The sequence below is a fragment of the Vreelandella sedimenti genome (assembly GCF_013416325.1).
GTDB classification, from domain to species: domain Bacteria; phylum Pseudomonadota; class Gammaproteobacteria; order Pseudomonadales; family Halomonadaceae; genus Vreelandella; species Vreelandella sedimenti.
On the sequence record NZ_JACCGK010000031.1, the window covers coordinates 1 to 26650 of the forward strand.

23 protein-coding genes are annotated in these 26650 nt (G+C 57.3%); 7 read left to right on the plus strand and 16 right to left on the minus strand.

What is annotated here, in order from left to right; genetic code table 11:
- Positions 1-134: 134 nt before the first annotated feature.
- Positions 135-995: a LysR substrate-binding domain-containing protein gene (locus HZU72_RS22560; protein WP_180096117.1), complete on the minus strand. Its 861-nt coding sequence runs from the start codon at positions 993-995 to the stop codon at positions 135-137.
- Positions 996-1117: 122 nt separating this feature from the next.
- On the opposite strand from HZU72_RS22560, the gene HZU72_RS22565 reads away from it, so the two are divergent.
- The 5 genes from HZU72_RS22565 (at position 1118) to HZU72_RS22585 (ending at position 6987) form a co-directional block, all read left to right on the plus strand.
- Positions 1118-1348 carry a DUF1127 domain-containing protein gene (locus HZU72_RS22565; RefSeq protein ID WP_180096119.1) on the plus strand — a complete coding sequence of 77 codons (231 nt, stop codon included), beginning with the start codon at positions 1118-1120 and terminating at the stop codon, positions 1346-1348.
- Positions 1349-1428: 80 nt separating this feature from the next.
- Positions 1429-3798, plus strand: a complete 2370-nt coding sequence (locus tag HZU72_RS22570) for a Tex family protein (protein ID WP_180096121.1) — start codon at positions 1429-1431, stop codon at positions 3796-3798.
- A gap of 148 nt (positions 3799-3946) precedes the next feature.
- Entirely contained in the window at positions 3947-5587 is a 1641-nt protein-coding gene (gshA, locus tag HZU72_RS22575; protein WP_180096123.1) for a glutamate--cysteine ligase, read from the plus strand.
- Positions 5584-6084, plus strand: a complete 501-nt coding sequence (locus HZU72_RS22580; protein ID WP_180096125.1) for a disulfide bond formation protein B — start codon at positions 5584-5586, stop codon at positions 6082-6084. The genes gshA and HZU72_RS22580 overlap by 4 nt, the downstream gene beginning before the upstream one ends.
- Positions 6085-6111: 27 nt before the next feature.
- A complete protein-coding gene (locus tag HZU72_RS22585) occupies positions 6112-6987 on the plus strand; it encodes an alpha/beta hydrolase (protein WP_180096127.1) in 876 nt (291 codons plus the stop codon).
- Positions 6988-7161: 174 nt separating this feature from the next.
- Here HZU72_RS22585 and HZU72_RS22590 read toward each other — a convergent pair whose 3' ends face one another.
- From HZU72_RS22590 to HZU72_RS22650, 13 genes are all read right to left on the minus strand, one after another.
- On the minus strand, positions 7162-7575 hold the full coding sequence (locus tag HZU72_RS22590) for a RidA family protein (protein WP_180096129.1): 414 nt from the start codon (positions 7573-7575) through the stop codon (positions 7162-7164).
- 11 nt (positions 7576-7586) lie between these two features.
- Positions 7587-7994: an acyl-CoA thioesterase gene (locus HZU72_RS22595; protein WP_180096131.1), complete on the minus strand. Its 408-nt coding sequence runs from the start codon at positions 7992-7994 to the stop codon at positions 7587-7589.
- 13 nt (positions 7995-8007) lie between these two features.
- Entirely contained in the window at positions 8008-8688 is a 681-nt protein-coding gene (locus HZU72_RS22600; RefSeq protein WP_180096133.1) for an ABC transporter ATP-binding protein, read from the minus strand.
- Positions 8681-9433: an ABC transporter ATP-binding protein gene (locus tag HZU72_RS22605; protein WP_180096134.1), complete on the minus strand. Its 753-nt coding sequence runs from the start codon at positions 9431-9433 to the stop codon at positions 8681-8683. Before HZU72_RS22605 ends, HZU72_RS22600 begins: the two co-directional genes overlap by 8 nt.
- On the minus strand, positions 9426-10481 hold the full coding sequence (locus HZU72_RS22610; protein ID WP_180096136.1) for a branched-chain amino acid ABC transporter permease: 1056 nt from the start codon (positions 10479-10481) through the stop codon (positions 9426-9428). Before HZU72_RS22610 ends, HZU72_RS22605 begins: the two co-directional genes overlap by 8 nt.
- A complete protein-coding gene (locus tag HZU72_RS22615) occupies positions 10474-11394 on the minus strand; it encodes a branched-chain amino acid ABC transporter permease (RefSeq protein WP_180096138.1) in 921 nt (306 codons plus the stop codon). Before HZU72_RS22615 ends, HZU72_RS22610 begins: the two co-directional genes overlap by 8 nt.
- Before the next feature lie 63 nt (positions 11395-11457).
- The gene (locus tag HZU72_RS22620) at positions 11458-12600 is read right to left on the minus strand and encodes an ABC transporter substrate-binding protein (RefSeq protein WP_180096139.1); all 1143 of its coding nucleotides are present in this window, start codon (positions 12598-12600) and stop codon (positions 11458-11460) included.
- A gap of 40 nt (positions 12601-12640) precedes the next feature.
- The gene (locus HZU72_RS22625) at positions 12641-14317 is read right to left on the minus strand and encodes a benzoate-CoA ligase family protein (RefSeq protein WP_180096141.1); all 1677 of its coding nucleotides are present in this window, start codon (positions 14315-14317) and stop codon (positions 12641-12643) included.
- Between the two features lie 126 nt (positions 14318-14443).
- Positions 14444-15577 (minus strand): acyl-CoA dehydrogenase family protein, encoded by a 1134-nt coding sequence (locus HZU72_RS22630; protein ID WP_180096143.1) that lies wholly within the window; start codon positions 15575-15577, stop codon positions 14444-14446.
- A complete protein-coding gene (locus HZU72_RS22635; RefSeq protein ID WP_180096145.1) occupies positions 15577-16389 on the minus strand; it encodes an enoyl-CoA hydratase family protein in 813 nt (270 codons plus the stop codon). The genes HZU72_RS22630 and HZU72_RS22635 overlap by 1 nt, the downstream gene beginning before the upstream one ends.
- Before the next feature lie 43 nt (positions 16390-16432).
- Positions 16433-16906, minus strand: a complete 474-nt coding sequence (locus HZU72_RS22640; protein WP_180096147.1) for a MarR family winged helix-turn-helix transcriptional regulator — start codon at positions 16904-16906, stop codon at positions 16433-16435.
- Positions 16903-17658: an SDR family NAD(P)-dependent oxidoreductase gene (locus tag HZU72_RS22645; protein ID WP_180096149.1), complete on the minus strand. Its 756-nt coding sequence runs from the start codon at positions 17656-17658 to the stop codon at positions 16903-16905. Before HZU72_RS22645 ends, HZU72_RS22640 begins: the two co-directional genes overlap by 4 nt.
- Positions 17655-19940, minus strand: coding sequence for a bifunctional salicylyl-CoA 5-hydroxylase/oxidoreductase (locus HZU72_RS22650; protein WP_180096151.1), 2286 nt, complete (start codon positions 19938-19940; stop codon positions 17655-17657). Before HZU72_RS22650 ends, HZU72_RS22645 begins: the two co-directional genes overlap by 4 nt.
- A 385-nt stretch (positions 19941-20325) precedes the next feature.
- Here HZU72_RS22650 and HZU72_RS22655 point away from each other — a divergent pair, with 385 nt between their 5' ends.
- Positions 20326-20814 carry an Rsd/AlgQ family anti-sigma factor gene (locus HZU72_RS22655; RefSeq protein ID WP_009288487.1) on the plus strand — a complete coding sequence of 163 codons (489 nt, stop codon included), beginning with the start codon at positions 20326-20328 and terminating at the stop codon, positions 20812-20814.
- A 79-nt stretch (positions 20815-20893) separates the two neighbouring features.
- Here the strand turns inward: HZU72_RS22655 and HZU72_RS22660 are convergent, their stop codons facing one another.
- Together HZU72_RS22660 and HZU72_RS22665 are read right to left on the minus strand one after the other, a co-directional pair.
- Entirely contained in the window at positions 20894-23965 is a 3072-nt protein-coding gene (locus HZU72_RS22660; RefSeq protein WP_180096153.1) for an efflux RND transporter permease subunit, read from the minus strand.
- A complete protein-coding gene (locus tag HZU72_RS22665) occupies positions 23949-25067 on the minus strand; it encodes an efflux RND transporter periplasmic adaptor subunit (RefSeq protein ID WP_180096155.1) in 1119 nt (372 codons plus the stop codon). The genes HZU72_RS22660 and HZU72_RS22665 overlap by 17 nt, the downstream gene beginning before the upstream one ends.
- 392 nt (positions 25068-25459) lie before the next feature.
- Between HZU72_RS22665 and HZU72_RS22670 the strand changes: the two genes are divergently transcribed.
- The gene (locus HZU72_RS22670) at positions 25460-26434 is read left to right on the plus strand and encodes a malate dehydrogenase (protein ID WP_022519687.1); all 975 of its coding nucleotides are present in this window, start codon (positions 25460-25462) and stop codon (positions 26432-26434) included.
- Positions 26435-26650 lie beyond the last annotated feature (216 nt).

The window sequence follows — 26650 nt, forward strand, 5'->3', positions numbered from 1 at the left end:
CGGCGCACCCGCGACGGCGGCCCGGCGCGAAAGCAGTGCGAAGCGGTGCCGGGGTTGGTTGGGTGCCACGGGGTGTCGTTCCGTGAGCTCACGCTCCTCGTTACCATGCGCTACTTGAACGTGCATCTAACTGATTAAAGCCTAAACCCTTCAACAATATGTTCGGCCAGGCTATCGATAATCGGTGACTGGGTGGAGGAGGTGTGCTGCAAAACGATGGATGCCTCCGGGAGTTCGGGGAAACCCTCCTTGGTGCCCAATACCTGCATGTTGGCGGTGACTAGGCTGTCCATCCAGGCAGACACTGCCAACCCTGCCCCCACAACCGCCTGTAACGTTGCCAAGCTCGGGCTGCTGTACGCGACTCGATAGGCCCGGCCTGCGCGATCCAGTGCATTGCAGGCATGACGCCGACAAAAGCAGGGTGCCTCAAACATGGCAAGGGGTACTGGCGTCTGTAAATGAGTGCTGTGGCTCTCAGCGGAGACCCATACTGTGGGTTCCCGCCTTAATAGGGTGCCAATCTCATCGCCTATTTCCCGGGTCATAATGATCAGGTCTAGGCTGTCTTTAGGCTGCTGAGAGAGTACCGAAGAGGGCGCGCAGTGCACATCCACATCAACCAGCGGCCAGGCTTGGGAAAAGGTTTTCAGAATGCCGGGCAGGAATCGCATGACATAGTCATCCGGCACGCCCAGGCGCACACGACCCACCATATCCGGCTGGCGTAGAAGCGTCAGCGCCTCTCCCTGCAGCGATAAAATCTTGCGCGCATAGCCCAGCAGCGTATGGCCTTCGCTGGTCAGTTGCAGCGGCTTGCTCTGTCGCACAAACAGCGGGCGCTGAATAACGTCTTCTTCCAAACGCTTAATTTGCATACTCACAGCCGATTGGGTGCGGTTTACCGTCTGTGCCGCGCGGGTAAAGCCGCCCTGATCAACAATGGCAACAAAGGTACGTAGCAGTTCGTGATCGATCGTGGGTAGCATAGCCATGAGTATCAATCTTTTTGATGTTGTGCATAAGGAGTATTCGTTGGATTGATTGTAGGCGCTGCACAATACTTCCTTCAACGCTTATTTGAAATGCCGTTGTAAACGGCAATAAGGAGGTTGAAATGGAGTGCTCAGTCGTAAGTCATCAAAACGCGCAGCGCCAGCATACAGAACAGCGCGTAAGCAAAGTAACCTGGCGGGAAAGGTTCTATCGTTGGCGCCAATTGCGTCGCGAGCGGGATTCCTTGCGCCACTTGAGTGATGACATGCTGAAAGATATTGGCATCAGCCGCGATGACGTACAGCGCGAGTCACGCCGCCCGTTCTGGGATGACCACGGGTGGCGACGCTGAAGCCGCAAGTCATGCCAGCCGTGGCGCGTTTGTGATACCTTGTTGGCACTAAAAAATGCTGCATGAGTTAGTTGCAATTTATGGATGTCAATCAGCGTATTATTTCCCGCCTGGCCACTGAGCTTGGTGTACGTCCCGAGCAAGTGTCCGCCACGGTGGAGCTGCTGGATGGCGGCGCCACCGTGCCCTTCATTGCCCGTTACCGTAAAGAAGTCACCGGCGCGCTGGACGATATCCAGCTGCGCCAGTTGGATGAGCGTCTTCGCTATCTGCGAGAGTTGGAAGAGCGCCGCGCCGCGGTAATTGTCGCCATTGATGAGCAGGGCAAACTCGATGCTACGCTGAAAGCCAGCATTGACGCCGCCGAGACCAAGCAACGCTTGGAAGATTTGTACCTGCCGTTTAAGAAAAAGCGCCGTACCAAAGCGCAAATCGCTCGCGAAGCAGGGCTAGAGCCGCTGGCGGATTCACTGCTTGCCGATCCAACGCTTAACCCGGAAAGCGAGGCGGAAAATTATCTGCGTCCAGCAGAAGGCGATATTCCAGCCATCGAAGATACCAAGGCCGCCCTGGATGGCGCCAAGCAGATATTGATGGAGCGCTTCGCCGAAGATCCCGAACTCATTGGCCAACTGCGTGAACGGCTGTGGCAAGAGGGCGAGCTTAGTGCCCGGGTGCTGGAGGGCAAACAGCAGGAGGGCGCCAAGTTCTCCGACTATTTCGAACACGATGAGAAACTTGCCAAAGCGCCATCACACCGCGCCCTGGCAATGTTCAGGGCGCGTAACGAAGGCGTGCTGAGCCTGTCGATTCGTCTGCCCGGCGAAGACGAAGCCCCCATTCACCCCGCCCAGTTGGCGATTGCCAAGCAGTTTGGCATCAGCGATCAGGGACGCCCGGCAGATAAATGGTTAGCCGAAGTCGTCCGCTGGACCTGGCGGGTGAAACTCTACACTGCCCTAGAAACCGAGCTGCTGGGCCGCCTGCGCGAACAGGCTGAGCTCACCGCCATTGAAGTGTTTGCGGCTAATCTAAAAGACCTGCTGCTGGCCGCACCGGCGGGGCAGAAAGTGACCCTTGCCATCGACCCCGGCCAGCGCACCGGCTGTAAGGTTGCGGTGATCGATGCTACCGGGCAATTTGTCGATCACACCACTATTTATCCTCATGCGCCGCAAAACCAGTGGAAGGAAGCCTTGAGCGTGCTGGCTAAGCTGGTGAAACAGCACGGCGTCGAGCTGATTGCGGTGGGTAACGGCACCGCCAGCCGTGAAACTGACAAGCTCGCGGGCGAGCTGCTAAAAGCCCTGGCGCCAGCGCATCGGTTAAGCAAAGTGATGGTCTCTGAAGCGGGCGCCTCGGTCTACTCCGCCTCTGAATACGCCTCACGGGAAATGCCGGATCTCGATGTCACTGTGCGCGGTGCCGTCTCTATTGGTCGCCGCCTGCAGGATCCGCTGGCCGAACTGGTTAAAATCGAGCCAAAGTCGATCGGCGTGGGCCAATACCAGCACGATGTCTCCCAGGTGCAGCTGTCGCGCAGCCTGGAAGTCGTCATTGAGGACTGTGTTAACGCCGTGGGCGTCGATCTCAATACCGCTTCCAGCGCACTGCTTTCTCGGGTAGCTGGGCTGAGTGCCGCGCTGGCCGAAAATATCGTTGCTCAGCGTAATGTCAAAGGCGCCTTCAAAAACCGTAAAGAGCTGTTAGAAGTGAGCCGCCTCGGTGCCAAAACCTTCGAGCAGTGCGCGGGTTTCCTGCGTATCCACAATGCCGATAACCCTTTGGATGCCAGCGCCGTTCACCCGGAAGCCTACCCACTGGTGGAGCGTATCGCCAGGCAGAGCGGCCGTGAAGTACGTGGCTTGATTGGCGACAGCACCGCGTTGAAAGCGTTAAAGCCCGCCGATTTTGCCGATGAGCGTTTCGGCGTGCCCACTGTCAGCGATATCCTCAAAGAGCTGGATAAACCCGGCCGCGACCCGCGCCCGGAATTTAAAGCCGCGGAGTTCCGCGAAGGGGTCGAAACTCTCAAAGACCTCAAGCTCGGCATGGTACTCGAAGGCACCGTGACTAACGTCACGCACTTCGGCGCTTTTGTGGATATTGGCGTCCATCAGGATGGCCTGGTGCATATCTCGGCGCTATCCGATCGCTTTATCGATGACCCCCGCAGCGTGGTGAAGGCAGGGGATATCGTCACCGTCAAAGTGATGAGTGTGGATATTCCCCGTAAGCGTGTCGGACTATCGATGCGTCTCGATGATCAGCCGGAGACTGAAAACGATGCTAACAGCGGTGCCAACAAGAACGGTCGCTCGCCAAAAGATCAACACAGTGCTGCCCGTAAACCGGCTCGAAACCAGCGTAACAACGCTAATAAAGCGGATGCGCCAGAGCCTATGGGTGCGCTGGGCGCCGCGTTGTTGAAAGCGCGTGGCGGCAAATAGTCGCGCACCCTGGAAGCGAACGTGTCTTGAAAAAACGATCGTTGCCGCCATATCCTGTTTTCTGTTTTTGTAACAGCGATGATGGCGATGCCACCTGACTACACCAAAGCCCGCTCACGGCGGGCTTTACTGACAAGGAGTGTTCACCTTGCCTGAACCACTCACTGTGCCATCCGCGCTGACCGCGCAAGTCGAGCGCCTGATTCCCAGTGCGCGCCTTGGTCGGTTGGGCCGCCTGCGTCGTGGGCTTGAAAAAGAGGGGCTGCGGGTCGATGCTACTGGCCACATTGCGCAAACGCCGCATCCGCACGCGCTGGGGTCGAAATTAACCCACCCGCATATCACCACCGACTACTCAGAGTCGCTGTTGGAGTACATCACGCCGGTTTACTCTCAGCCGGGTGAAGCGCTGTGCTTTTTATCTGACCTGCATACTTTTACCTACCATCACCTGCAAAACGAATGGATTTGGCCCGGCAGCATGCCCTCTAGGCTATCCGGCAACGACAGCGTGCCGATTGCCGATTATGGCAGTTCCAACGTGGGCACCATGAAGCATGTTTACCGCAAAGGGTTGGACATGCGTTACGGCCGCATCATGCAGGCGATTGCTGGCGTTCATTACAACGTATCGCTGCCCGATGATATGTGGCACGCCCTACGCGAGTTGGAAAAAGCCACCAATATCCCCTTTAACGACTACCGCTCTACCCGCTATTTCGGCATGATCCGTCATTTCCGCCGCCATAGCTGGTTGTTGCTCTACCTATTTGGCGCTTCACCGGCCATTGATAAGAGCTTTTTGCCTCAGGGTAAGGTACCCGAAAAGCTTCAGTCGCTTAGCGACGACACCTACTTTGCCCCATACGCGACGACCCTGCGGATGTCCGATCTGGGGTATCAAAACAAAGTACAGTCGCAGCTTAAAATCTGTTTTAACTCGCTCTCTAACTACGTTAATACCCTGCGTCACGCCATCTCTTCGCCGTGGCCCGACTATGAAAAAATGGGCGTTAACGTGGATGGTGAGTGGCGCCAACTGAACGCTAATATTCTCCAGATCGAAAACGAGTACTACAGCGACATTCGCCCCAAACGGGTTGCCAAGCACAACGAAACGCCCAGCCAAGCCCTCGAAGCTCGCGGCGTGGAGTACATCGAAGTACGCTGTTTGGATTTAAATCCCTTCGACCCCCTTGGCGTCACTGAAGACCAGATGCGCTTTGTGGATACCTTTTTGATGTGGTGTCTGCTCAGCGACAGCCCGTGGATTTCCGACGAAGAGTGCGACCGCTTGGACGACAACCGCCGCTGGGTGGTGGAGCGCGGCCGTGACCCTGAACTCACGCTAATCAACCACGGTGAAACCACCTCGGTGCGTGAGTGGGGCGAGCAGATTTTTGCAGAGATGGGCGAAGTTGCCCGCCTGCTGGATGCGGTCGAAGAGGGGAGCCCGCATGCTGACGCACTGGCAAATTTAGAGCCACGCCTAGCCGACCCTTCGCTAACGCCCTCAGCCCAGGTGCTCGAACGGCTAAAAGCGAACGGCGGCTCGTTGAGTGATTTAATGCTTAGCCTGGCCAAAGAGCAGGCGGAGCAGCTGAAAGCAGAACCTATGCAGCGCAGCCGCGAAGCACTGCTTGCCCAACTGATTGAGACCTCGCACCAGCAGCAGCACGATATTGAAGCCGCTGATAAAGAGACCTTTGAGGAGTTCTTGCAGGTCTATTTCACTAAAGCTCGTGAGTCCCGCGCTATGTCAGCGCTGCCATCTGAGGTTAGACAATGATTCTCCACTCCTTTCGCTCGGCCGCCCTTGCTGGTTTAGCTTTCTGCGTTTTAATGATGGCGGTAGCCCTGGGGCTGGAGCACATCGGCGGATATGAACCCTGCCCGCTGTGTATCTTTCAGCGCGTAGCGGTGATCGCCGCTGGTATCGTGTTCGCGATAGCCGCTATCCACAGCCCCGCCGGGCGTGTGGGCAAAGTGATTTACGGGCTGCTGTCGCTGGCTGCTGTGGGAACCGGTGCCTTTATCGCCGGGCGTCACGTTTGGCTGCAAGGCTTGCCCGCCGATGAAGTACCTTCTTGCGGCCCTGGGCTCGATTACATGATGGATATTCTGCCCATGCAGGACGTGGTAGCCATGGTGTTAACCGGCTCAGGCGAATGCGCTAATATCGATTTTTCCCTACTTGGCCTCTCGTTACCCGCGTGGACGCTGGTCGGTTTTGCCATTCTGGCACTCGCCCCGCTGCGAATGCTGTTTTTTAAAAGCCGGGGATAGCCGTGCGCCAGCGATAAGGAGACCGACATGCTTTATCAACACTTTGTGACTCAAGAAGAGATCGACCGTGCCTACGACCCGATGCTCGGTCGAGACCCACTGGTGTTGGTAAAGAAGTGGCGTCAGCGCAGTGAAGCGTCACAGGCGCACCACCGCGCAAGCCACAAAGTAAGTCTCGATCTGCCTTATGGCCCAACGCTTGCGGAGCGCATGGATATCTTTCATGCCGATGCACCTGATACCGATAACCCAAAGGCGCCGGTGCATGTGTTTTTCCACGGCGGCTATTGGCGCTCGCTGAGCCATCGTGAATTTAGCTTTATCGTCGATGACTTGGTTAACGCCGGGATCACCGTCGCGGTGGTCAACTACGCGCTCTGCCCGCATGTACGCTTTAGCGAACTGGTGCGGCAGAGCCAAGCAGCGGTGGCCTATGTTTATTGCCATGCCGGTGAATTAGGCGTTGATCCTGAGCAGCTGAGTATTTCGGGGCACTCGGCAGGTGGGCATCTATGCGCGATGCTAATGTCGACGGACTGGGAAGGCACCTTTGGCTTACCCAACCAGTTGATTTGCGGTGCGCTCTGCATCAGCGGTTTATATGACCTGCGGCCCTTCCCTTGGTCGTGGCTGCAGCCCAAACTTCAGCTTAGCGGGCGCGATGTGCAGGAGTTCAGCCCTTTATGGCTGCCATGCCGAGTACCTGCGCCTATAAAGCTGGTAGCAGGGGGCCTGGAGTCAGAAGAGTTCGAGCGCCAGATGAGCAGCTATGCTGAGCATTTGAGCCAGCAAGGCCAAACAGTGACTCAGCAGCTACTTTCCGACGTAGACCACTTCTCGATTCTTGAGCACTATCTTAACGATGGTTGTTTAGTTGAGTGGATTAAAGGGTTTCACTGCTAATACCTAGCAGCGTCCAGTTAGGGGTGTTGAAAGTTCGGCTTCCAGCGAGGGGCTGGGGCAGGGTATAGCGGGGGTCTTTTTCCAGGGATGGAAAAAGTAGCGCCCAGGGAGGGGTTCACAGCGCCCCCGCGGCACCCTNCCGCGGCACCCTGCTGCTGCCCCGTACTCATACCGCTATACGGCTGGAATCACCGCCGTCGCTTCGATTTCCACCTTAGCCTGATCCTCAACCAGCCCCGCCACCTGAACCATCGTCATCGCCGGAAAATGTTTACCCAGCACCTCGCGGTAGGCGGCGCCCACCTCCTTAAGCCGCGCCAAATACTCCCGCTTGTCCGTCACATACCAGGTCAACCGCACGATATGTTCCGGGCCTGCATTCGCCTCTTTTAAGATCGCCACGATATTTTGCAGCGCCTGATTCACTTGAAAGACAAAATCGTCGCTTTCAAATACCTGGTCGGGATTCCAACCAATCTGCCCACCTACAAACACACTCTGGCCTGCAGCCAGCACGCCGTTAGCGTAACCCACCGCTGCTTTCCAATGCGAAGGGTGAAGAAGCTGATGAAAGTTGGCGTCACTCATTATGGCTATCCTTATAAGTTTTCGACGGTAAAGTGCTGGCGCATAGCCTCTGTCCAGGGCACTGGCTTACCGCTATTTAGATCCACATATACAAGGGTTGAACTACTGGTTAGACGTTTCTGATCACCGCAATAAGCGATAATCTGAAGGGTCAGACTGCTACGCCCAACGGTTTGAACCGCTAACTCAAAGGTGAGTCGTTCGCCTAACCGGCTCGGCGCATGAAACTGGGTGTCGATAGCGGCGGTGGGAACCCCTGTACCGCTCTCAACATGCAGTTGGTTAAAGTCGCGCTGCACCACCTCCTCAAACCAATCCTCCACCACGGAGTTAATCATCTCGAAATAGCGGGGGTAAAAAACGATTCCCGCCGGATCACAGTGCTGAAAACGAACTTTTCGCTGGGTAGTAAACGCCACTGTTTTCTCCTCCCTACACGCCCAGATAACGGTCACGCACGGTGCTGTCCAGCGCGGCGGGTTGGCCATCCCACACGGTGCAGCCTTTTTCCAGGATGGTGCAGCGGTCGGCGATGGGTAGAATTTCGCTTAATGACTTATCCACCAGCAGCGTGGCTTGACCTTGCTCCTTGAGCAGCCGAATCGCCCGCCAGATCTCCTGGCGAATAACCGGCGCCAACCCTTCAGTGGCTTCATCCAGCACCAGCAAACGCGGATTGGTCATCAGCGCCCGACCAATAGCCAGCATCTGCTGCTCACCGCCAGAGAGGGTCTTGGCCATTTGCGCGCGGCGCTCTTCCAAGCGCGGAAACAGCGTTGCTACTTTCTCCAGTGTCCACTCCCCTGGGCGGGCGGTCACCAACAGGTTTTCGCGCACCGACAAATTAGCGAAACAGCGGCGCCCCTCCGGCACCAAGCCAAGCCCCGCTTTAGCGATACGAAAAGCGGGTAAGCGGCGTATGTTCTGGGATTCAAACTCAATCGTGCCGCGGCTGGCCGGAGTCAGACCGAATATCGAGCGGATAGTAGTGGTTTTACCCATACCGTTACGCCCCATGAGGGCGACCATCTCACCAGCGTTTACTTCAAGATTCACGCCAAATAACGCCTGAGAAGGCCCATAAAACGTTTCAATATCAGCAACCTTAAGCATCAGAATCCCCCAGGTAGGCTTCACGGACGTGGGGATCCTGCCTAATAGTGTGGCTATCCCCATGGGCGATAACGCTTCCTGATACCAGTACAGAGATACGATCAGCCAGACGAAACACCGCCTCCATATCGTGCTCGATCAGCAGGATAGGCACTTCCAGCTTTAGCGCCTCCAGCAGCTCGGTCAGCTTCGCTGACCCTTCTGGGCCCAAGCCTGCCATGGGTTCGTCCAGCAGCAGGGCGCGGGGCTTGAGCGCCAGAGCGCAGGCCACCTCAACCTGACGGCGCTCGCCGTGAGATAGCTCATACACCGGCGTCCAGGCGCGGTGACTAAGCTGCATGCGTTCCAGCGCCGCATAGGCTGGTTCAAGCAGTTGCTGATCGCGAGCGACGGGCTTCCAGAACCGAAAACTGTGACTCTGCAGCGCTTGAACCCCCATCATTACATTGCGCATCACCGATAGCGGCTCCGCCAACGAGGAGACCTGAAAGCTACGCCCCAGGCCTAGGCGCGCCCGCTGAGCGATACTCATGCTCGTGATCTCACTGCCTGCTAAGTAAACACTCCCTTCATCAGGACGTATATTCCCCGCGATTTGGCCAATCAGGGTCGATTTCCCCGCGCCGTTGGGGCCAATCAAAGCGTGAATCTCCCCGGGTCTAAGATCCAACGAAACATCGCTGGTCGCCTGTAGTGCGCCAAAGCGCTTATGCAGGTTTTGTAGTGAAAGAACCACATCACTCATTGCGCTCCCTCCCGGCCAGCCAACCCATCACACCATGTTTGGCGAATAGCACCACCCCAAGCAGCACTAGCCCCAGGAAGAGCTGCCAATATTGGGTGACTCCCCCCAGAAAGGTTTCCATCATCACAAACAGCACCGCACCGGCTAACGGGCCGTAAAGGCGCCCCACGCCGCCCAAAATAACGATGACCATCAGTTCGCCGGAGAAGTGCCAACTGAGCATTGTCGGGCTAACAAAGCCATTCAGATCCGCATAGAGTGCCCCAGCAAGGCCGGTAATCGCGGCAGAAATCACAAAGGCCACCAAGCGAATGGGGTAGGGGCTGAGCCCGGCAGTGGCAAGGCGCACATCGTTAAGCCGTGCCATGGTCAAGGCCGCTCCAAAGCGCGACTTCATCATTCGTGAGGTAATTGCCATCGCTAACACAAGCCCGGTGAAGCAGATCAGGAAATAGGTGAGTGCATCACTGCTATCGAGCATGTTGTTATTGAACAGGGGCAGGGTGTTGCGAATATAAATAGGCAGGCCATCTTCGCCGCCATAGGTCGGCCAGGAGTTGGCAAAGTAGTAAATCATCTGCGCAAAGGCGAGGGTGATCATAATGAAATAGACCCCCGTGGTACGCAGTGAGATAGCGCCGATGACCAGCGCTAGCAGCCCGCACAGCAACATGGCGGCGAGCCATATCACCAGTAAATTGTCGCTGCCCGGTACGCTGAAGGGCCACGTCATAAACGGGGTCATATCAAAAGCGTGATAAGCACTGATACCTGCCACATAGCCACCTAGGCCGAAATAGGCCGCGTGGCCAAAGCTCACCATGCCCCCATAGCCAATTGCCAGGTTAAGGCCAACGGCCGCCATGGCAATAATGGTGATACGCGAGGCCAAGTTGACGTAATAAATGTGGCCTGAGAAATAAGCCACCACCGGTAGCAGTAACAGCAAGCCGAGTAGGGCCATCTGAACCAGCCCTTTGCGGTCAAAAGGTCTATCCGCTTCGGGCGCTAGCGCAGCGTTCTTGGACATGGAAGTGGTATTAGTCATGGGCAGAGAACAGTCCCTTAGGCTTGAACGCGAGAATGACGGCCATGAGGATATAGATCAGCATCGCGGCCAGCGCAGCCCCAACCCCGGTCGCCTCAGAAGGCGGCATAAACGCACGGAAAAAGATGGGCAAATAGACGCGCCCCAACGTATCGACCACGCCCACCAGCAGGGCACCTAGTAGCGCCCCTTTGATTGAGCCGATACCGCCTATTACGATGACGACAAAGGCCAGGATCAGCACCGGCTCGCCCATGCCTACTTGAACCGACTGCAGCGCCCCTACCAATGCACCGGCCAAGCCTGCCAAGCCGGCGCCCAAGGCAAACACGACGGTATACAGCTTTGAAATATTCACCCCCAGCGCACCAATCATTTCACGGTCGCTTTCTCCGGCTCGAATACGCATGCCTAAGCGTGTTTTAGAGATCAAAAAGTAAAGGGCAATCGAAATAACAATACCCACGCCAATCAGCATTAGCCGATAGATGGGGTAGCGAGTATCACCCGGCAAGGTGACAAAACCGGTTAGCCAGGAAGGCGGGCTAAGCCGCATAGGCGACGACCCGAAAATCCAGCGCGTGCCTTCGGAAAAAATCAGTATCAGCGCAAAGGTTGCCAATACCTGGTCCAGGTGAGGGCGGTGATAAAGTCGACGGATCACCAGCAGCTCTACCAACGCGCCGACCATCGCGGCGGCAGCCATGCCAGCCCCAAGGCCAATTAAAAAAGAGCCCGTTGAGGCAGTCACCGCCGCCGTAGCGTAGGCACCCACCATATAAAAAGAGCCGTGGGCAAGATTGATCAGCCCCATCACCCCAAACACCAGAGTGAGGCCGCTGGCCATCAAAAACAGCATCGTGCCGAGCTGCACGCCGTTAAGTAATTGCTCAATTAGCAGGGTAACGGACACGTTAGTTAACCTTAACGAAGGTGAAGAGAAATGGCTGGGTGCATGCACCCAGCCGAGGCGAGCTTACATCTGGCACTGCTCGTAGTAGACGTCTTGGATATCTTCGATGGCGACACCGATCAGGCGATTGGTGGGCTCGCCATCGTCACCCTCCACGACTTCACGCACGTAAATATCCTGGATAGGGTGCTGGTTCGGGCCGAAGCGGAACTCACCGCGTACGCTGTCAAAGTCGGCGGCCCGCAGCGCTTCGCGGAAGGCGTCTTTGTCATCGGGGTGGGCAGTTTCAAGCGCGCTAAGAATCAGGTTGGCGGTGTCGTAACCCTGCGCTGCGTATAGTGTTGGCATGCGGTCATAGGCGGCTTGGAAGCCCTCCACAAAGCGGTCGTTGGCCTCGTTTTCCAGGTCATATGCCCATAGCGAGGTGTTGCGTGCGCCAATCGCCGCACTGCCTACCGCTTTGATAAGAATTTCATCAAACGAGAAGGCCGCACCAAAGATCGGCATATCGACACCGGAGCTTTCCCACTGCTTCATAAACGAGATGCCCATACCACCGGGCAGGAAGAAGAACAAACTGTCGGCATCACTGTCGCGAATCTGGGCAATTTCAGCCGCGTAGTCGGTCTGACCCATTTGGGTGTAAAGCTCGCCAACGACCTCACCCTCATAAAGGTGTTTGAAGCCTGCCAGCGCATCGGTACCCGCCGGGTAGTTGGGCGCCATGATGATCGGGCGCTCATACCCCTCTTCGCGCATGTAGGCACCCATGGCGCCGTGCAGGTTGTCGTTCTGATACGCCACGTTGAAGTAGTTTTCATGGCACATGCGACCAGCCAGATCGGAAGGGCCAGCATTGGGGGAGAGATAGAAAGTGCCCTGACGTGTGACGGTAGGCACCACCGCCATCGCCAGGTTGGACCAGATAATGCCAGTCAGAATATCGACCTCGTCGCGCTGCATAAACTCATTGGCCAAACTGCGCGCCAAGTCTGGGCGGTTGGCATCATCTTGAATCAGCACTTCCACATCGTCGCGGCCCGATTGCTCAAGCGCCAGCATAAAGCCATCGCGAACGTCCACACCCAGGTGCGAACCGCCGCCTGAAAGGGTGGTGATCATGCCGATCTTGACGTCATCGGCATGAGCCGTCACCAGGCTGGAGGAGAGCAGTAAGCCAAGGCCAAAGCGGGATATCATTTTCATGGATCATTCCTCATTTTTTAATCGTTTATTGCTTAGAGGGTCATACGTTGGTGCTATTAGTTTTGGTGCTGTTAGTGCAAGGAGAGCCAGCGCTCGGGTAATGTTCCTGGCTCAGTCGAAAGCGCTGAACCTTACCCGTGGATGTTTTAGGTAGTGCCTCGATAAATCGTATGGAGCGAGGGTACTTATACGGCGCGATGGTCTGCTTCACGAAGTCCTGCAACATTTGCTGACATTCTTCATCTTGCTGAAAACCACCGTTTAGAACAACAAAAGCCTCGACAATTTGGCCACGCTCCTGGCTAGGCGCTCCGATCACCGCGCACTCTTTAACGGCGGGGTGGGCCAACAGCGCTGCTTCCACCTCGGGGCCCGCGATGTTGTAGCCCGCCGAGACAATCATATCGTCGTTGCGAGCGGCGAAGTGGAAGTAGCCCTCCTCATCCTGGTAAAACGCATCACCGGTGATATTCCAGCCCGCCTTGACATATTTTTGCTGGCGCTTGTCGGCTAGGTAGCGGCAACCGGTAGGTCCGCGCACGGCCAGTTTGCCGACCGTGCCGCGGGGGACATCTTGCATGTCGTTATCAACGATACGCGCTTCATAGCCCGACACCGGCTTGCCGGTACAGTTGGGGCGATGGTCATCCAGCCGGTTGGTGATGAAGATATGCAGCATTTCTGTCGCGCCGATGCCGTCGAGGATCGGTGTGCCGGTTTGCTTTACCCAGTCATGATAAATCGGTGCGGGCAGGGTTTCGCCAGCGGAAACCGCCACGCGCAGGCTGCTCAAATCCTCATGGCGAGTAGGTGCTGAGAGCATCGCCCGGTAGGCTGTTGGTGCGGTGAAGACCACCGTGGCCTGATACTCGCGGATAATGTCCATCATATTGGGCGGGGAGGCGTGTTCGAGTAGCACGGCGGTGGCGCCGAAGCGCAGCGGGAAGATGGCCAGCCCGCCCAGGCCAAAGGTAAATGCCAGCGGCGGCGAACCGACGAACACGTCCTCCGGCGTTACCTGCAAGACTTCCTTGGCGTAGCCGTCGGCAATCACCAGCAGGTCGCGGTGAAAGTGCATAGTGGCTTTGGGTGAGCCGGTAGTGCCTGAGGTAAACCCCAGCAGCGCCACATCGTCGGCGGCGGTATCCACCGCTTTAAAGGAGGCGGGTTTGCCCAGCGCTAAACGGTCAAGCTCCGCGTCGTGGTTAGCCGTGCCATCAAAGCCAACCACACGTTTGAGTACCGGGCTGTGCTGTTGGCACTCAACCAGTTCATCGAGTAGGCGGGTATCGCACAGGGCGAGGCTGATTTCCGCTTTATCGATTACCTGGCATAGCTCTTTGGTGCGCAGCATCGGCATGGTGTTGACCACCACGGCGCCCGCCTTGGTGGCGGCCAGCCAGCAGGCCACCATGGCCGGGTTGTTCGCAGAGCGGATCAGCACCCGCTGGCCGGGAACCACGCCCAGGTCTTCGACCAGCACGTGGGCAAGGCGGTTGGTCCACTCGGTGAGCTCTTGATAGGTGCGCCGACGGCCATTGCCCGCTAAGGCAATCCGTTCGCCGTGACCCTGGTCGAGCAGCCGGTCGCAGAGCTCCACGCCCGCGTTAAGTCGTTGGGGATAATGGTAGCCCGCGAGCAGGAACTCAGGCTGACAATCAGTGGGTGGCAGGTTATCCCGCGCAAAAGTATCAGCATGGGCCGACTGGATGTACATGACCAACCTCCGTATTTGGTGTCGTTGTTTATTCCTGCCCACGGCTCAAAGGAAGCGCGGGCAGGGATACGGTGTCTGGCGTTGTGTTTTATTGTTTTTGATAACTGCTGTACGGCTTTTTGCTGTTTATTCCTCCGCGAGCATGCTGCGGGCGATGACGACTTTTTGTACATCTGAAGCGCCTTCGTAAATACGCAGCGCGCGGATTTCCCGGTAGAGGCTTTCGATAATATGGCCCTTGCGAACGCCGTCGCCGCCGTGAAGCTGTACTGCCTGGTCAATTACCTGCTGGGCCTGGTCGGTGGCAAATAGCTTGGCCATCGCCGCTTCACGGGTCACCCGTTCAGCGCCTTGATCTTTCGTCCAAGCAGCGCGGTAAACCAGCAGGGCGGCGGCATCCACGTTGAGCGCCATATCCGCCAAGTGGCCCTGCACCATCTGTAAGTCGGAAAGGGTGGCGCCAAACAGCTCCCGGGAGCGGCTGCGGGAGAGCGACTCTTCCAGCGCCCGCCGGGCGAAGCCCAAGGCCGCCGCACCGACCGTGGAGCGGAAAACGTCCAGCACCGACATGGCGATCCGAAAGCCTTGCCCAGGCTTGCCGATCAGCGCGCTGGCAGGCAGCACCATATCGTTGAAGCCCAGCCGTGCCAGCGGGTGAGGCGCCACCGACTCCAGGCGCTCACGAATCTCCAATCCGGGTGTGTCGGCAGGCACTAAAAAGACTGAAAGTCCTTTGGCACCGGGGCCTTCACCGGTGCGGGCAAAGACTGTATAGATATCGGCAATACCGCCGTTGGAGATCCAGGTCTTTTCGCCATTCAAACGGTAGCTATCGCCGTCGCGCTCAGCGGTGGTATCCAGTTGCGCCACATCGGAGCCGGAGCGGGGCTCGCTCAGGGCAAAGGCCGAAAGCGCTTCACCGCGCCGGGTTCTGTCCAGCCACCGCTTCTGTTCATCGCTGCCATAAAGGCTGATGGCGCCGGTACCCAGCCCCTGCATGGCAAACGAAAAGTCGGCCAGGCCGTCATGGCGGGCCAGGGTTTCACGGATCAGGCACAGGCTGCGCACATCGATATGTTCGCCCGCAGTGCCTTCCAGAAACCCAGCCTCGCCTAAATCGCGTACCAGTTGAATGCAGGTCGCATCCACATCGCTGTGGTCACGGGGAAGTTCAGTGCGGCACCACGCTTCGAGCTGCTCGGAAAGTTCGCGGTGTCTGGCCTCGAAAAAGGGCCACGCTAGAAAGCTTTTGTCGCTCATCAGTCCCCCTTGAACTCAGGTTTTTGTTTGGCTACGAAGGCGTGGTAGGCGCGTTCGAAATCGTTGGTCTGCATGCAGATCGCCTGGGCCTGGGCTTCCGATTCGATGGCCTGCTCCAGGCTCATCGACCACTCCTGATTTAGCTGGGTTTTGGTAATGCTGTGGCCAAAGGTGGGGCCCTGGGCCAGACGGTTGGCGTAAGCAATGGCGTCTTCTTCCAAGGAGTCTGGTTCGACCACTCGGTTGTAAAAGCCCCACTGGTGGCCTTCCTCGGCACTCATGCTACGCCCGCTGTAGAGCAGGTCGGCGGCGCGGCCCTGGCCGATAATGCGCGGTAGCATAGCGCAGGCGCCCATATCGCAGCCCGCCAGGCCCACGCGGGTAAACAGAAACGCCGTGCTGGCGCGCGGGGTGGCAAAACGAATATCCGAGGACATGGCAATAATCGCCCCCGCGCCAACGCAGATGCCGTCGACGGCGGCAATGATCGGTTTGCCGCAGTTCAGCATGGCCTTGACCAGGTCACCGGTCATGCGGGTGAACTCGAGCAGCCCCTTCATATCCTTGCCCACCAGGGGGCCGATGATTTCGTGCACGTCGCCGCCGGAGCAGAAGTTCTCGCCGTTGGAGGTGAACACCACGGCATGCACATCGGATGCATAGGCCAAGTCACGAAAGGTATCGCGCAGCTCGGCGTAGCTCTCGAATGTCAGCGGGTTTTTGCGCTCTGGGCGATTCAACCGGATAACGGCGACATCACCTCTCATTTCCCAAATAAAATGCTCAGGGGCCAAGTCAGCCATGCTCTTCATATGCTTGTTCTCGCCTGTCAGTGATTAATCGGGGCCGCCGTCGCTAAGATAAGGAGGCATCGTTAGGAGCAGCCGGTAAACGATGCAGCAACTCGCCTATGTGGTGGGCGTCCTCTTCAGTCACACCCTCAAATAGCGCATTGATCCAGCATTCATGCTCAACGGCCATAGCCCTGAAGCTTTCGCGACCAGCGCTGGTCAGGCAGACCCGCGTGGCGCGCCGGTCGCCCTCAATGGCAATACGTTCCACGGCGCCATCCTCCACCAAGCGGTCAATAATGCCGGTGACGTTGCCGTTGGAAACCCGCAGCCGCTTGGAGAGCTCGTTCATTTTCAGGCCCTCCTCAGCGGCATATAGCGCGGCCATCACATCAAAACGCGGCAGTGTAGAGTCGTGCTCGGTGCGCAGGCGCTCGCGCAGCTCGGACTCCACCTGACGGGTAACCCGCAGCATGCGCAGCCATAAGCGCAGGCGCTCCTTGCTTAAGCTATTTTGTTCTAGACCCTCGGCTGTCATACCTCTCCTCCTGAGATTGATATCGCCTGTCCGTTTATTGCGCCACTGTTAGGCCCGCATAGCCATAGGGCCGTCGCGGTGACCTCTGCAGGAGAGACTAAGCGTCCGCTGGGGTTGGTAGATTGAAAATGCGCAGTGGCCTGTTCGGCAGATTGGCCGGTTTTGGTCACAATATTCTCCACGCTGGCGGCCAGCAGCGGTGTGTCGGTAAAGCCGGGGCAGAGCGCATTGACGGTCATGTCGCGGGTGGCGGTTTCAGCCGCCAGTGAACGCACCAGCCCCACCACGCCATGTTTGGCCGCGCAGTAAGCACCCACATAGGCGTAGCCTTTCAGGCCTGCGGTGGAGGCAACGGCAATCAATCGCCCACCGTCGTTCAACTGTTTCAAGCCCTCGCGCAGGGTCAGAAACACCCCACTAAGGTTTACATTCAGCATGTGTTGCCACTGCTCGAAAGAGGTCTTTGTGAACGGCGCACTCTCCGCCGCCCCTGCGTTGGCGATAACGATATCCACACTGCCGACCTTCTCGAATAACGCCACCATGGCGGCTTCGTCGGTGACATCCACCACGGCGACATGGATGCCGTCATGCTGCTCGGCGACCGCTCGAAGGGCCGTCTCCCGGCGGCCGGTAATGGTGACCTCGGCGCCCGCCTGGGCAAAGGCCAGGGCCATATCGGCGCCGATACCGCTGCCTCCACCGGTAATGACGGCGCGTTTGCCTGCCAGGACCTTATTTTCTAGGTTCATACCCAGCCCTCGCCACGTTCAGCCAAGCGCTGTAGCTGATCGGCCCCTGCCCGGTAGGGCGCCGGCCATTCAACCTCACTATCACCCAGCCCGGCGGCCACGTGCAGTAGCCAGTAAGGGTCGGAGAGATGTGGGCGGGCGATACAGACTAAGTCGGCGCGCCCAGCCATCAGAATCGAGTTCACATGGTCGGCCTGATAGATATTGCCCACCGCCATGGTGGCGATAGGCGTTTCGTTACGTATCCGGTCAGAGAAGGGCGTTTGGAACATACGTCCATAGACCGGCTTTGCCTGGGTCGAGGTTTGCCCGGCAGAGACATCGACAATATCCACCTCCGCATCCCGCAGGCGTTTGGCGATCTCCACCGCATCGTCGGGGGTGATGCCTTCATCGCCGCACCAGTCGCTGGCAGAAATACGCACCGAAAGCGGCTTATGGACAGGCCAAACGCGGCGCACGGCGTTAATAACTTCAAGCGGGTAGCGCAGCCGGTTATCTAGCGAGCCGCCATACTCATCGTCACGGTGGTTGGTTAATGGCGTGATAAACGAAGAGAGCAGGTAGCCGTGGGCGGCGTGAATCTCGATCATGTCAAAACCCGCTCTATCGGCCATCTGCGCCGCACTGACAAACTCGTCGCGCACCCGATCCATATCGTCGCGATCCATTGCCTTGGGTATTTGGTTACGCGCTGACCAGGGCTGCGCTGAAGCTGCCAATATTGGCCAATTGCCATTCGCAAGCGGGGCATCCATCTCCTGCCAGCCCAGCTGAGTAGAGCCTTTTGCTCCTGAGTGGCCGATTTGGGCGCACAGCTTGGCCTTGGTTTCGGCGTGTACGAAATCACAAAGACGCTTCCACGCGGCTTCGTGCTCCGGGGCGTATAAACCTGGACACCCTGGGGTAATTCGCCCTGTGGGGCTGACGCAGGTCATCTCGGTATACACCAGGCCTGCGCCACCCTTGGCGCGCTCGGCATAGTGGCTAAAGTGCCAATCGGTAGGGCAGCCATCGACGGCTTTGTACTGAGCCATGGGAGAAACCACCACGCGATTAGTCAGGGTCATATCGCGCAGTTGATAAGGCGCAAACATCGGAGCGCGGGCGCTGCCAGGGTTGCCCACCTGGGTTTGGAACCAGCGCTCTGCACTTTCTAGCCATTGTGGGTCGCGTACCCGCAGGTTTTCGTGACTGATGCGCTGGGAGCGGGTCAATAGCGAGTAGTTGAACTGCACCGGGTCGAGATCCAGGTAGCGCTCCACCTGCTCAAACCACTCGGTGGAGTTGCGCGCGGCTGACTGTAGGCGCAGCACTTCGAAGCGGCGATCCTCTTCATAGCGAGCAACGGCAGCTGCCATGCTGCTTTCGCTGTGCAAGTAGTTGGCCAGCGTGATGGCACTCTCCAGCGCGAGCTTGGAGCCGGAGCCAATCGAGAAGTGTGCGGTGGCGGCGGCGTCACCCATCAATACGACGTTTTCATAGCTCCAGCGCTCGCAAAGTACCCGTGGAAAGTTAATCCAGGCGGAGCCGCGTATATGGTTGGCGTTGGTCATCAGCGCGTGACCGTCGAGATGCTGGGCAAAAATGCGCTCGCAGACTGCAATCGATTCCTGCTGGTTCATTTCGCCAAAGCCAAACGCCTGCCAAGTGGCTTCACTGCATTCAACGATAAAGGTCGCCGTATCCTTATCAAACTGATAAGCGTGGGCCCACACCCAGCCATGCTCGGTCTTCTCGAAAATAAAGGTAAAAGCATCGTTGAAGGTTTGATGGGTACCCAGCCAAACGAACTTGCACGCTCGTACATCAATGTCGGGCTTGAAGTGATCGGCGTAGGTTTGGCGGGTGCGAGAGTTAAGCCCATCGGCGGCCAGGACCAAGTCATACTCACGCCGGTACTGCTCAATGGAGGCTTCTGTTATATCGGTTTCAAAGCGCATCTCTACGCCAAGCTCGCGAGCGCGCTCCTGTAGCAGAATCAGCAGTTGGCGGCGGCCAATGCCGCAAAATCCGTGGCCTGTAGAGACGGTTTTGGCACCTTTGTGAACGACCGCAATATCATCCCAATAGGCGAAATGCTCACGAATGCGCTCTGCACTGACCGGGTCGTTGGCCGCCAGGTTGTCGAGAGTTTCGTCTGACAGCACCACGCCCCAGCCGAAGGTATCGTCTGCACGATTGCGTTCAATCACCACAATTTCGTGGGAAGGGTCGTGTAGCTTCATGCTGATAGCGAAATAGAGGCCGGCAGGCCCTCCACCCAGGCAGGCGATTCTCATTTTTATTCTCCACGGAAAACACTCTCTTTTATGAAGATAGGAGAGAGTTTTATAAAATTCAAGTATAAACTTTTTAAGCTTAAAGTATTTATCTGTAAGTAGGCGTACGAGCACTTAGCGACCGGCACAGGCTATGCTCGCAATGGTGCCCGGAAGATGAGAGCATAAATAGAAGTAGCAATATGGCAGTGCCCGCCGCTTGAGAGCGCTGGTTATCAGCCATAGAAGAAAGCGTTATGGGCAGTAAACTTTTAGTACCATGGAAACCGTACTTGCTGGGATTGACAGAGGTAGTGGGAGGCGCGACTCTAAGCCTATTATTTGATCTGAGCGTTTGATAGTAGTTATTAATAGCAGTTAAAGGTGACTTTAAGGAGAAAGCCCCATGCTCGAAGATTGCAAAAATGCCCTGGAGCGCTGGGGAGGCGTGCATTCCCTGATTGACCGCTGGCTGGATCAGCGCCGTCAGCTATTGATCAGCTTTATTGAGCTAAAAGAAGCGTGTGATGCTGAATTGGAAGCAGTGAGCAAAGCGCCTATCGATACGTTTAGTGAAAAGCTAATGGATTACATCAGCGCCGGTCACTTTGAGATTTATCCCCAGCTTTCGGAAGAGGCACGGGCCTTTAGCGACGAGGGCGCGCTCGTCATCGCGGAGAAGTTGCTCGAGCGTTTAGAAATGTCCACCGAGATGGTGTTGGAATTCGATACCGATTTTGGCTCCACGCTCAGCTGCGAGCAAAATATCGCCCGCCTACCTGCCTGGATCGACCGCTTAGCCCGCGGCCTTACCGAACGCTTCGCGCTGGAAGACCAGTTGATCGCGCGCTTGCACGCCGCACACAGCCCGCAGCACACCAAAGCACCCGCTTAAGTAAGACCCCCTATTAAACAGCGCCGCCAAGCGGCGCTTTTACCATTACAATTCCCACTCACCCCTCACCCCTCACCACTCACCCCCTCCGCCGTAATTTACCTCCAATCACCAACATACAGGGGGTAAGCAGCAGCGTTAGCGCAGTGCCGAAGGTGAGGCCACCGGCTATGGCGCTCGACATTTGCGTCCACCACTGGGCGGAGGGTGCATTAAAGCCCAGGGCAGGGGTGAACAGGTCTATATTGATCCCCAGCACCATCGGCATTAACCCCAATACCGTGGTGATCGCCGTTAAAAGCACCGGGCGCAGGCGTAAACAACCCGCTTCAAGGGCGGCCTCGCCAGGCGTCATACCCTGGCCGCGCAACTCGTTATAGGTATCGATCAAAACAATGTTGTTATTGACCACGATACCCGCCAGGGCAATCACGCCCATCCCCACCATGACAATACCAAACGCCTGGCCGGTAATCAGTAGGCCCATCAGCACACCCGCGGTGGAGAACACAATCGCCGAGAGCACCAACCCCGCCTGATAAAAGCTATTGAACTGGGTGACCAGAATCAGCGCCATCAAACCGATAGCAATCAAGAAGGCGCTGGCTAAGAACTGCATCGACTCCTGCTGATCCTCCTGCTCGCCCGCCACATTGACCATCAGACCGTCAGGCAAACTGTCGCTGCCTGCGGCTAGCAGGGCAGTTAGGCGCTCATCGGCGAGATAGCCCGGTGCTAAGTCAGCCTCAATGGTAATCGCCCGGCGACCATCAATGCGATTAAGGGTGCCGACCTTTGGCGCTGGTTCCAGAGTCACAAAGTGCGAAATAGGCACCTGGCCCCGCTGTGTATTGATGGTCAAGCGCTCAAGCTGATCCAGCGAGCGCCAGTGTTGCGGCAGGCGCACGCGGATATCCACTTCATCGCTGACTTCCGGCGGGCGGTAGCTAGCCACTTGAAGGCCGGTCGTCAGCAGCTGCACCGCGCTGCCTATGGTCGTTACATCGGTGCCCATACGCGCCGCTGCTTCGCGATCCACGTTTACCCGCCATTCCACGCCCGGAAGGCTGCGGTTATCTTCAATATCGGTAAAGCCACCCAGCTCGCGCATCAGTTGGGTTATCTGATTAACACCCGCATTGGCGACATCGGGATTCGTGGCGCTGACCTCAAGCACGATTGGTTTACCGCCGCCGGGGCCCATCTCCTGCTCCTGAAATTCCAGCGTAATGCCGGGAATATCCCCCGCACGTTCGGCCATATCGTCCAAAATGGCTTGAGCAGGGCGGCGCTCATGCCAATCGATAAACTGAAACTGCAGCATGCCAATCACGTCGTTGCCCATCTGCTCGTTAGGCACCGCAAAAGAGCGCGCGTACAGCGCTCTTACTTCGCTCATGCCGGATAGTTTGGCTTCCACCCGCTGCACAATGGCATCGGTCTCCACGGCAGAGAAGTCGCCTCGAGCGCGCACCAGCACCTGGGCACTGTCAGGCTCCACGGCTGGGAAGAAGTCGACGCCGTGATTGAAACGCGCATAGCCGGTGTACAGCAGTGCCATTAACAATACGGTCACCAGCAGTACCCAGGCAGGGTGCATAAGTAGCCTTGCCAGCAGGTGGCGATAGCCGCGCCCAAAGGAGGTCGTCGCCTCATCATGGTTAGCGCCTGCCGTGGTTGCGGTGGTACGCGTAAACAGGCGCCCAAGAGTAGGTAAGAACACCAGCGCCATGGCCAGCGATGCCAGCAGGCACAGAATTACCGTGGCGGGCAGGTACTTCATAAACTGACCGACCACGCCGGGCCAGAACAGCAGGGGAATAAACACGGCGAGCGTAGTGGCCGTCGAGGCAATCACCGGCCAACTCATTCTTGAAGCGGCGTTGAGCCACGCCTGATGAGGCGTTTGGCCATCGCGAAGATGACGGTCGGCAAGCTCACTGACCACGATAGCGCCATCCACCAGCATGCCCGCCACCAAGATCAGCCCAAACAGCACCACGATATTGAGTGTAAAGCCAAACGCCCAGATGAGCAGAATGCCGGTTAAGAAAGCGCCGGGGATGGTGAGTCCGACCAGCAACGCCATGCGCCACCCCATTACCGCCACCACTACAATCAATACCAGCACTACGGCGGTCAGAACGTTGTTGAGCAGCTCGGAGAGCATATTCTCAACGGTGGTCGACTCATCCAGAATAGTGGTGAAGCGTAGCTGCTCAGGGAGCAAATCATCGGCTTCGGCTAAGCGGTCACGGACGGCGCCAATGGTGGCGATAATATTCGCCCCGGCGCGCTTGGAAATCTCCAGCACAACCGCGGGTTGGTCATCAATGCGCGCAAAGCCTTCCGGCTCTTTATAGGTGGGGTTGATCCAGGCCACATCGCCAAAGGTGACCACACGATCCTCATCGACCTTGACCGGCATATTCATAACATCGTCAAGGGACTCGATAATGCCGGGGACTTTCAGCGCCAGCCGCCCCGCGCCGGTATCCAAACTGCCCGCTGCCACCAAGCGGTTATTGCGCGATACCTGATTAAATAGTGTGTCAAAATCAACGCCGTAGCTCTCCAGCACCAGGGGGTCAACGACGATCTCCAGCAAGTCTTCCCGTTCACCGGCAATATCGACTTCCAGCACATCGGCAATACCTTCGATCTCCTCCTGCAAGCGTCGGGCAATCGTCATGCGCTCGCGGGTATCCAGTTGCCCGGAGAGGCCGATAGTCAGTACGGGAAACTCTGAGACGTTGACCTCCATCACCCGCGGCTCATCGGCTTCAGAAGGCAGCTCGCTGCGGGCAATATCCACCCGGTCACGTACATCGGTTAGCGCTGTGTCGGGATCAAAGCCGGGGTCGAACTCCAGAGTAATCGAGCCATGTCCCTCGCTGGACTGGGCGGTGAACTTGCGCAACCCTTCAATGCCACGCAGCTCCTGCTCCATAGGGCGAATCAACAGCCGCTCGCCATCCTCAGGGCTCACCCCCTCCAGTGACAGCGAGACATAAATCATTGGAATGGTGACGTCGGGGTTGGCTTCTTTAGGAATCATCTGCCAGGCAGTGATGCCCGCCAATAGAAGACTCACCAACAGCAGTAATGTCGTGCGGGTGTGGGCTAGCGCCGCATTAATCAACTGGCGCATGAACGCTATCCTGTGCCGGCGGCTGTGAAATAATCGCCTCTTCAACAGGCACCGGGGTCACTGTTTCACCGGTATCCACCATGCCCGCGCCCAACGTGATCAGGCGTAGCGGGTCGGGTAGGCCGGTCACGTAGGCGCGCTGCGTATCGGCACTTACCAGTTCCACGGTGGTCTGCTGTACTGTGTCGTTCTCATCCAGGTGCTTGACCGCCAGTTGGCCTTCGCCATTCAAGCTCAGCAGCGCAGGCGAAAGGGTATGCACCTGGCGAGGTGGTAGCGTAATGGTCAACTCTGCACTGCCGCCTGCCAAGCGTTTACCGGCCGGGTTATCCAGCGTGGCTTCGATATAAAAGCTGCGAGTGGCCTCTTCGGCGCGGTGACTAACAAAGGTCAGCTCACCTTCGAGGTGGTCGCCATTGAGTAGCCGCGCGGTTACCGGTAAGCCCTCGCTTAAATCGCCCACCTGCTGCTGAGAAACCCAGGCGGCACCTTTCAAACGGCGGTCATCGACCAACTGGCCCCACTCTTCGCCGGGCTGCAGCAGGTCGCCTAGCTCCACCTTAACACGGTTCAGCATGCCATCAAAAGGCGCGGTGGGGCGGCTGTCGTCCAGTTGCTTCTGTAGTTGCGCCACGGAAGCAGCGCTGGCGCTTAGTGCGCTCTGTAGGCGTAGTAACTCGGGCTGGGAGATCAGCTCACGCTGGCGCAGATTGCGAGCGCCGGCATACTCCGCCTCGGCCACGGCTAGTTCATCCCGGGCCTGCTGTAGCTGCTCGGGCAGGGCGTCATTATCCAGCACCAGTAGCGTGTCGCCCGCCGCAACGCGGCTACCTTGCGCGACCGGCTTCTCGGCCACAAAGCCTGCGACGTTGGCGCGCAGGACGGTTTCACGCTCTGCCGTCAATTGGCCCTGGACGATTTGCTGAGGAATAAACGGCGTGCTTTGCTGCACGACAATTTCAACCCGCGAACCTGCTTCGTTGCGCGCTGGGGCGTCTGGGGGCGTAGTTTGAAAACGCTGAAAATTACCAAAAGCGAGCCATATCACTAGCGCCAGCACCAGTAGGCTAGCCAAGGCATAAGAGAACGGGATTTTTCGCATGGAGCATCCATGTCCTTAGCAAAACAAGAAAGGAGGCCATAAAGCCGAAGATACCATAGCGCAACTCAACCTTTTCAGCGAGTAGCAAGCCATTGAGCGGATAGCAAGTATGGTAAATGGATAGTGGGATTTGTACGAAAAAGCCGGCGAGCGAAGACGAGGCAAAACCCACGAAAAGAAGGAGTTTACCGGTAAATGAGTGTTTTGATCGGACCTGCGCACGAGGTGATTATTAACACTGTATTGTCGAGCACAGGCAGCTTTCGACAAAGCCTAGCCGCATGTCTGATTGAGTTTTTCGTTGGCTGGGCATACCATCTTTGCGTCTTGAGTTCTGTTAAGCCACTCCTCAGGCGAGAACCATCCCTAGGCGAACCAATCAAGGAGCAATGATGAAAGATCCAGTACGTATTGCGATTACCGGCGGCGCCGGTCAGATCAGCTACTCTCTTATTTTCCGCATCGCCGCTGGCGACATGTTGGGGCCGGATCAGCCTGTCATTCTCCAGCTTCTGGAAATTCCCCAGGCAATGGACGCCCTGAACGGCGTGGTAATGGAAGTTAACGACTGTGCCTTCCCGCTGGTACAAGACATAGTTGCCACTGATGATCCGAACGTCGCGTTCAAAGACGCTGATTTCGCCCTGCTGGTTGGCGCCCGTCCGCGTGGCCCAGGCATGGAGCGTAAAGACCTGCTGGAAGCCAACGCAGCGATCTTCTCCGTTCAAGGTAAAGCATTGAACGATCACGCCAGCCGTGATGTGAAAGTGCTGGTCGTCGGTAACCCGGCCAACACCAACGCGCTGATTGCTTCCTGCAACGCGCCGGATCTGGACGCAGGTCAGTTCACCGCCATGACGCGTTTGGATCACAACCGCGCCCTGACCCAGCTGGCACAGAAAACCGGTAAGCACGTCACCGACGTTGAAAACATGATCATCTGGGGCAACCACAGTGCCACCCAGTACCCGGATCTGGCTCAGTGCAAAGTCGACGGCAAAGCTGCGTTCGATCTGGTTGAGCGCGACTGGTACGAAAACGACTTTATCCCCACCGTGCAGCAGCGCGGCGCGGCGATCATCAAAGCACGTGGCGCCTCTTCTGCCGCTTCTGCTGCCTCTTCCGCCATCGACCACATGCACGACTGGGCGCTGGGTTCCAAAGGCATCGTCAGCATGGCAATTCCGTCTGACGGCAGCTACGGCATCGACGAAGGCATCATCTACTCCTACCCAGTGCGTTGCCAGGGTGGCAAGTATGAAATCGTTCAAGGCTTCGAAATTGACGAATTCAGCCAAGAGAAGATGAAAGCCACCGAGAAAGAACTGCGCGAAGAGCGTGCAGCCGTCGAGCACCTGCTCGGCTAAACGCGCTTACTGCCGCTGTTTTGGAAGCAGCAGTTAACGCCAAAACCCCGCAGGCTTAGCTTGTGGGGTTTTTTATTGGGTGAGATTGAGCAGCGTGCAGCGGTGCCGGGGTTGGGTGGGGTGCCACGGCCATTTGCATAAACGTGCACACGCCCTTGGAATCCCCACCTTCATGTGCCTGCGAGATTTAGTAGCGCGTATATGGACTCCTCCTCG

Coding starts and splice junctions, on each gene's coding strand:
- HZU72_RS22560 (WP_180096117.1), bottom strand. CDS start 995: ATGGCTATGCTACCCACGATCGATCACGAACTGCTACGTACCTTTGTT.
- HZU72_RS22565 (WP_180096119.1), top strand. CDS start 1,118: ATGGAGTGCTCAGTCGTAAGTCATCAAAACGCGCAGCGCCAGCATACA.
- HZU72_RS22570 (WP_180096121.1), top strand. CDS start 1,429: ATGGATGTCAATCAGCGTATTATTTCCCGCCTGGCCACTGAGCTTGGT.
- HZU72_RS22580 (WP_180096125.1), top strand. CDS start 5,584: ATGATTCTCCACTCCTTTCGCTCGGCCGCCCTTGCTGGTTTAGCTTTC.
- HZU72_RS22585 (WP_180096127.1), top strand. CDS start 6,112: ATGCTTTATCAACACTTTGTGACTCAAGAAGAGATCGACCGTGCCTAC.
- HZU72_RS22590 (WP_180096129.1), bottom strand. CDS start 7,575: ATGAGTGACGCCAACTTTCATCAGCTTCTTCACCCTTCGCATTGGAAA.
- HZU72_RS22600 (WP_180096133.1), bottom strand. CDS start 8,688: ATGCTTAAGGTTGCTGATATTGAAACGTTTTATGGGCCTTCTCAGGCG.
- HZU72_RS22605 (WP_180096134.1), bottom strand. CDS start 9,433: ATGAGTGATGTGGTTCTTTCACTACAAAACCTGCATAAGCGCTTTGGC.
- HZU72_RS22610 (WP_180096136.1), bottom strand. CDS start 10,481: ATGACTAATACCACTTCCATGTCCAAGAACGCTGCGCTAGCGCCCGAA.
- HZU72_RS22620 (WP_180096139.1), bottom strand. CDS start 12,600: ATGAAAATGATATCCCGCTTTGGCCTTGGCTTACTGCTCTCCTCCAGC.
- HZU72_RS22625 (WP_180096141.1), bottom strand. CDS start 14,317: ATGTACATCCAGTCGGCCCATGCTGATACTTTTGCGCGGGATAACCTG.
- HZU72_RS22630 (WP_180096143.1), bottom strand. CDS start 15,577: ATGAGCGACAAAAGCTTTCTAGCGTGGCCCTTTTTCGAGGCCAGACAC.
- HZU72_RS22635 (WP_180096145.1), bottom strand. CDS start 16,389: ATGAAGAGCATGGCTGACTTGGCCCCTGAGCATTTTATTTGGGAAATG.
- HZU72_RS22640 (WP_180096147.1), bottom strand. CDS start 16,906: ATGACAGCCGAGGGTCTAGAACAAAATAGCTTAAGCAAGGAGCGCCTG.
- HZU72_RS22645 (WP_180096149.1), bottom strand. CDS start 17,658: ATGAACCTAGAAAATAAGGTCCTGGCAGGCAAACGCGCCGTCATTACC.
- HZU72_RS22650 (WP_180096151.1), bottom strand. CDS start 19,940: ATGAGAATCGCCTGCCTGGGTGGAGGGCCTGCCGGCCTCTATTTCGCT.
- HZU72_RS22655 (WP_009288487.1), top strand. CDS start 20,326: ATGCTCGAAGATTGCAAAAATGCCCTGGAGCGCTGGGGAGGCGTGCAT.
- HZU72_RS22660 (WP_180096153.1), bottom strand. CDS start 23,965: ATGCGCCAGTTGATTAATGCGGCGCTAGCCCACACCCGCACGACATTA.
- HZU72_RS22665 (WP_180096155.1), bottom strand. CDS start 25,067: ATGCGAAAAATCCCGTTCTCTTATGCCTTGGCTAGCCTACTGGTGCTG.
- HZU72_RS22670 (WP_022519687.1), top strand. CDS start 25,460: ATGAAAGATCCAGTACGTATTGCGATTACCGGCGGCGCCGGTCAGATC.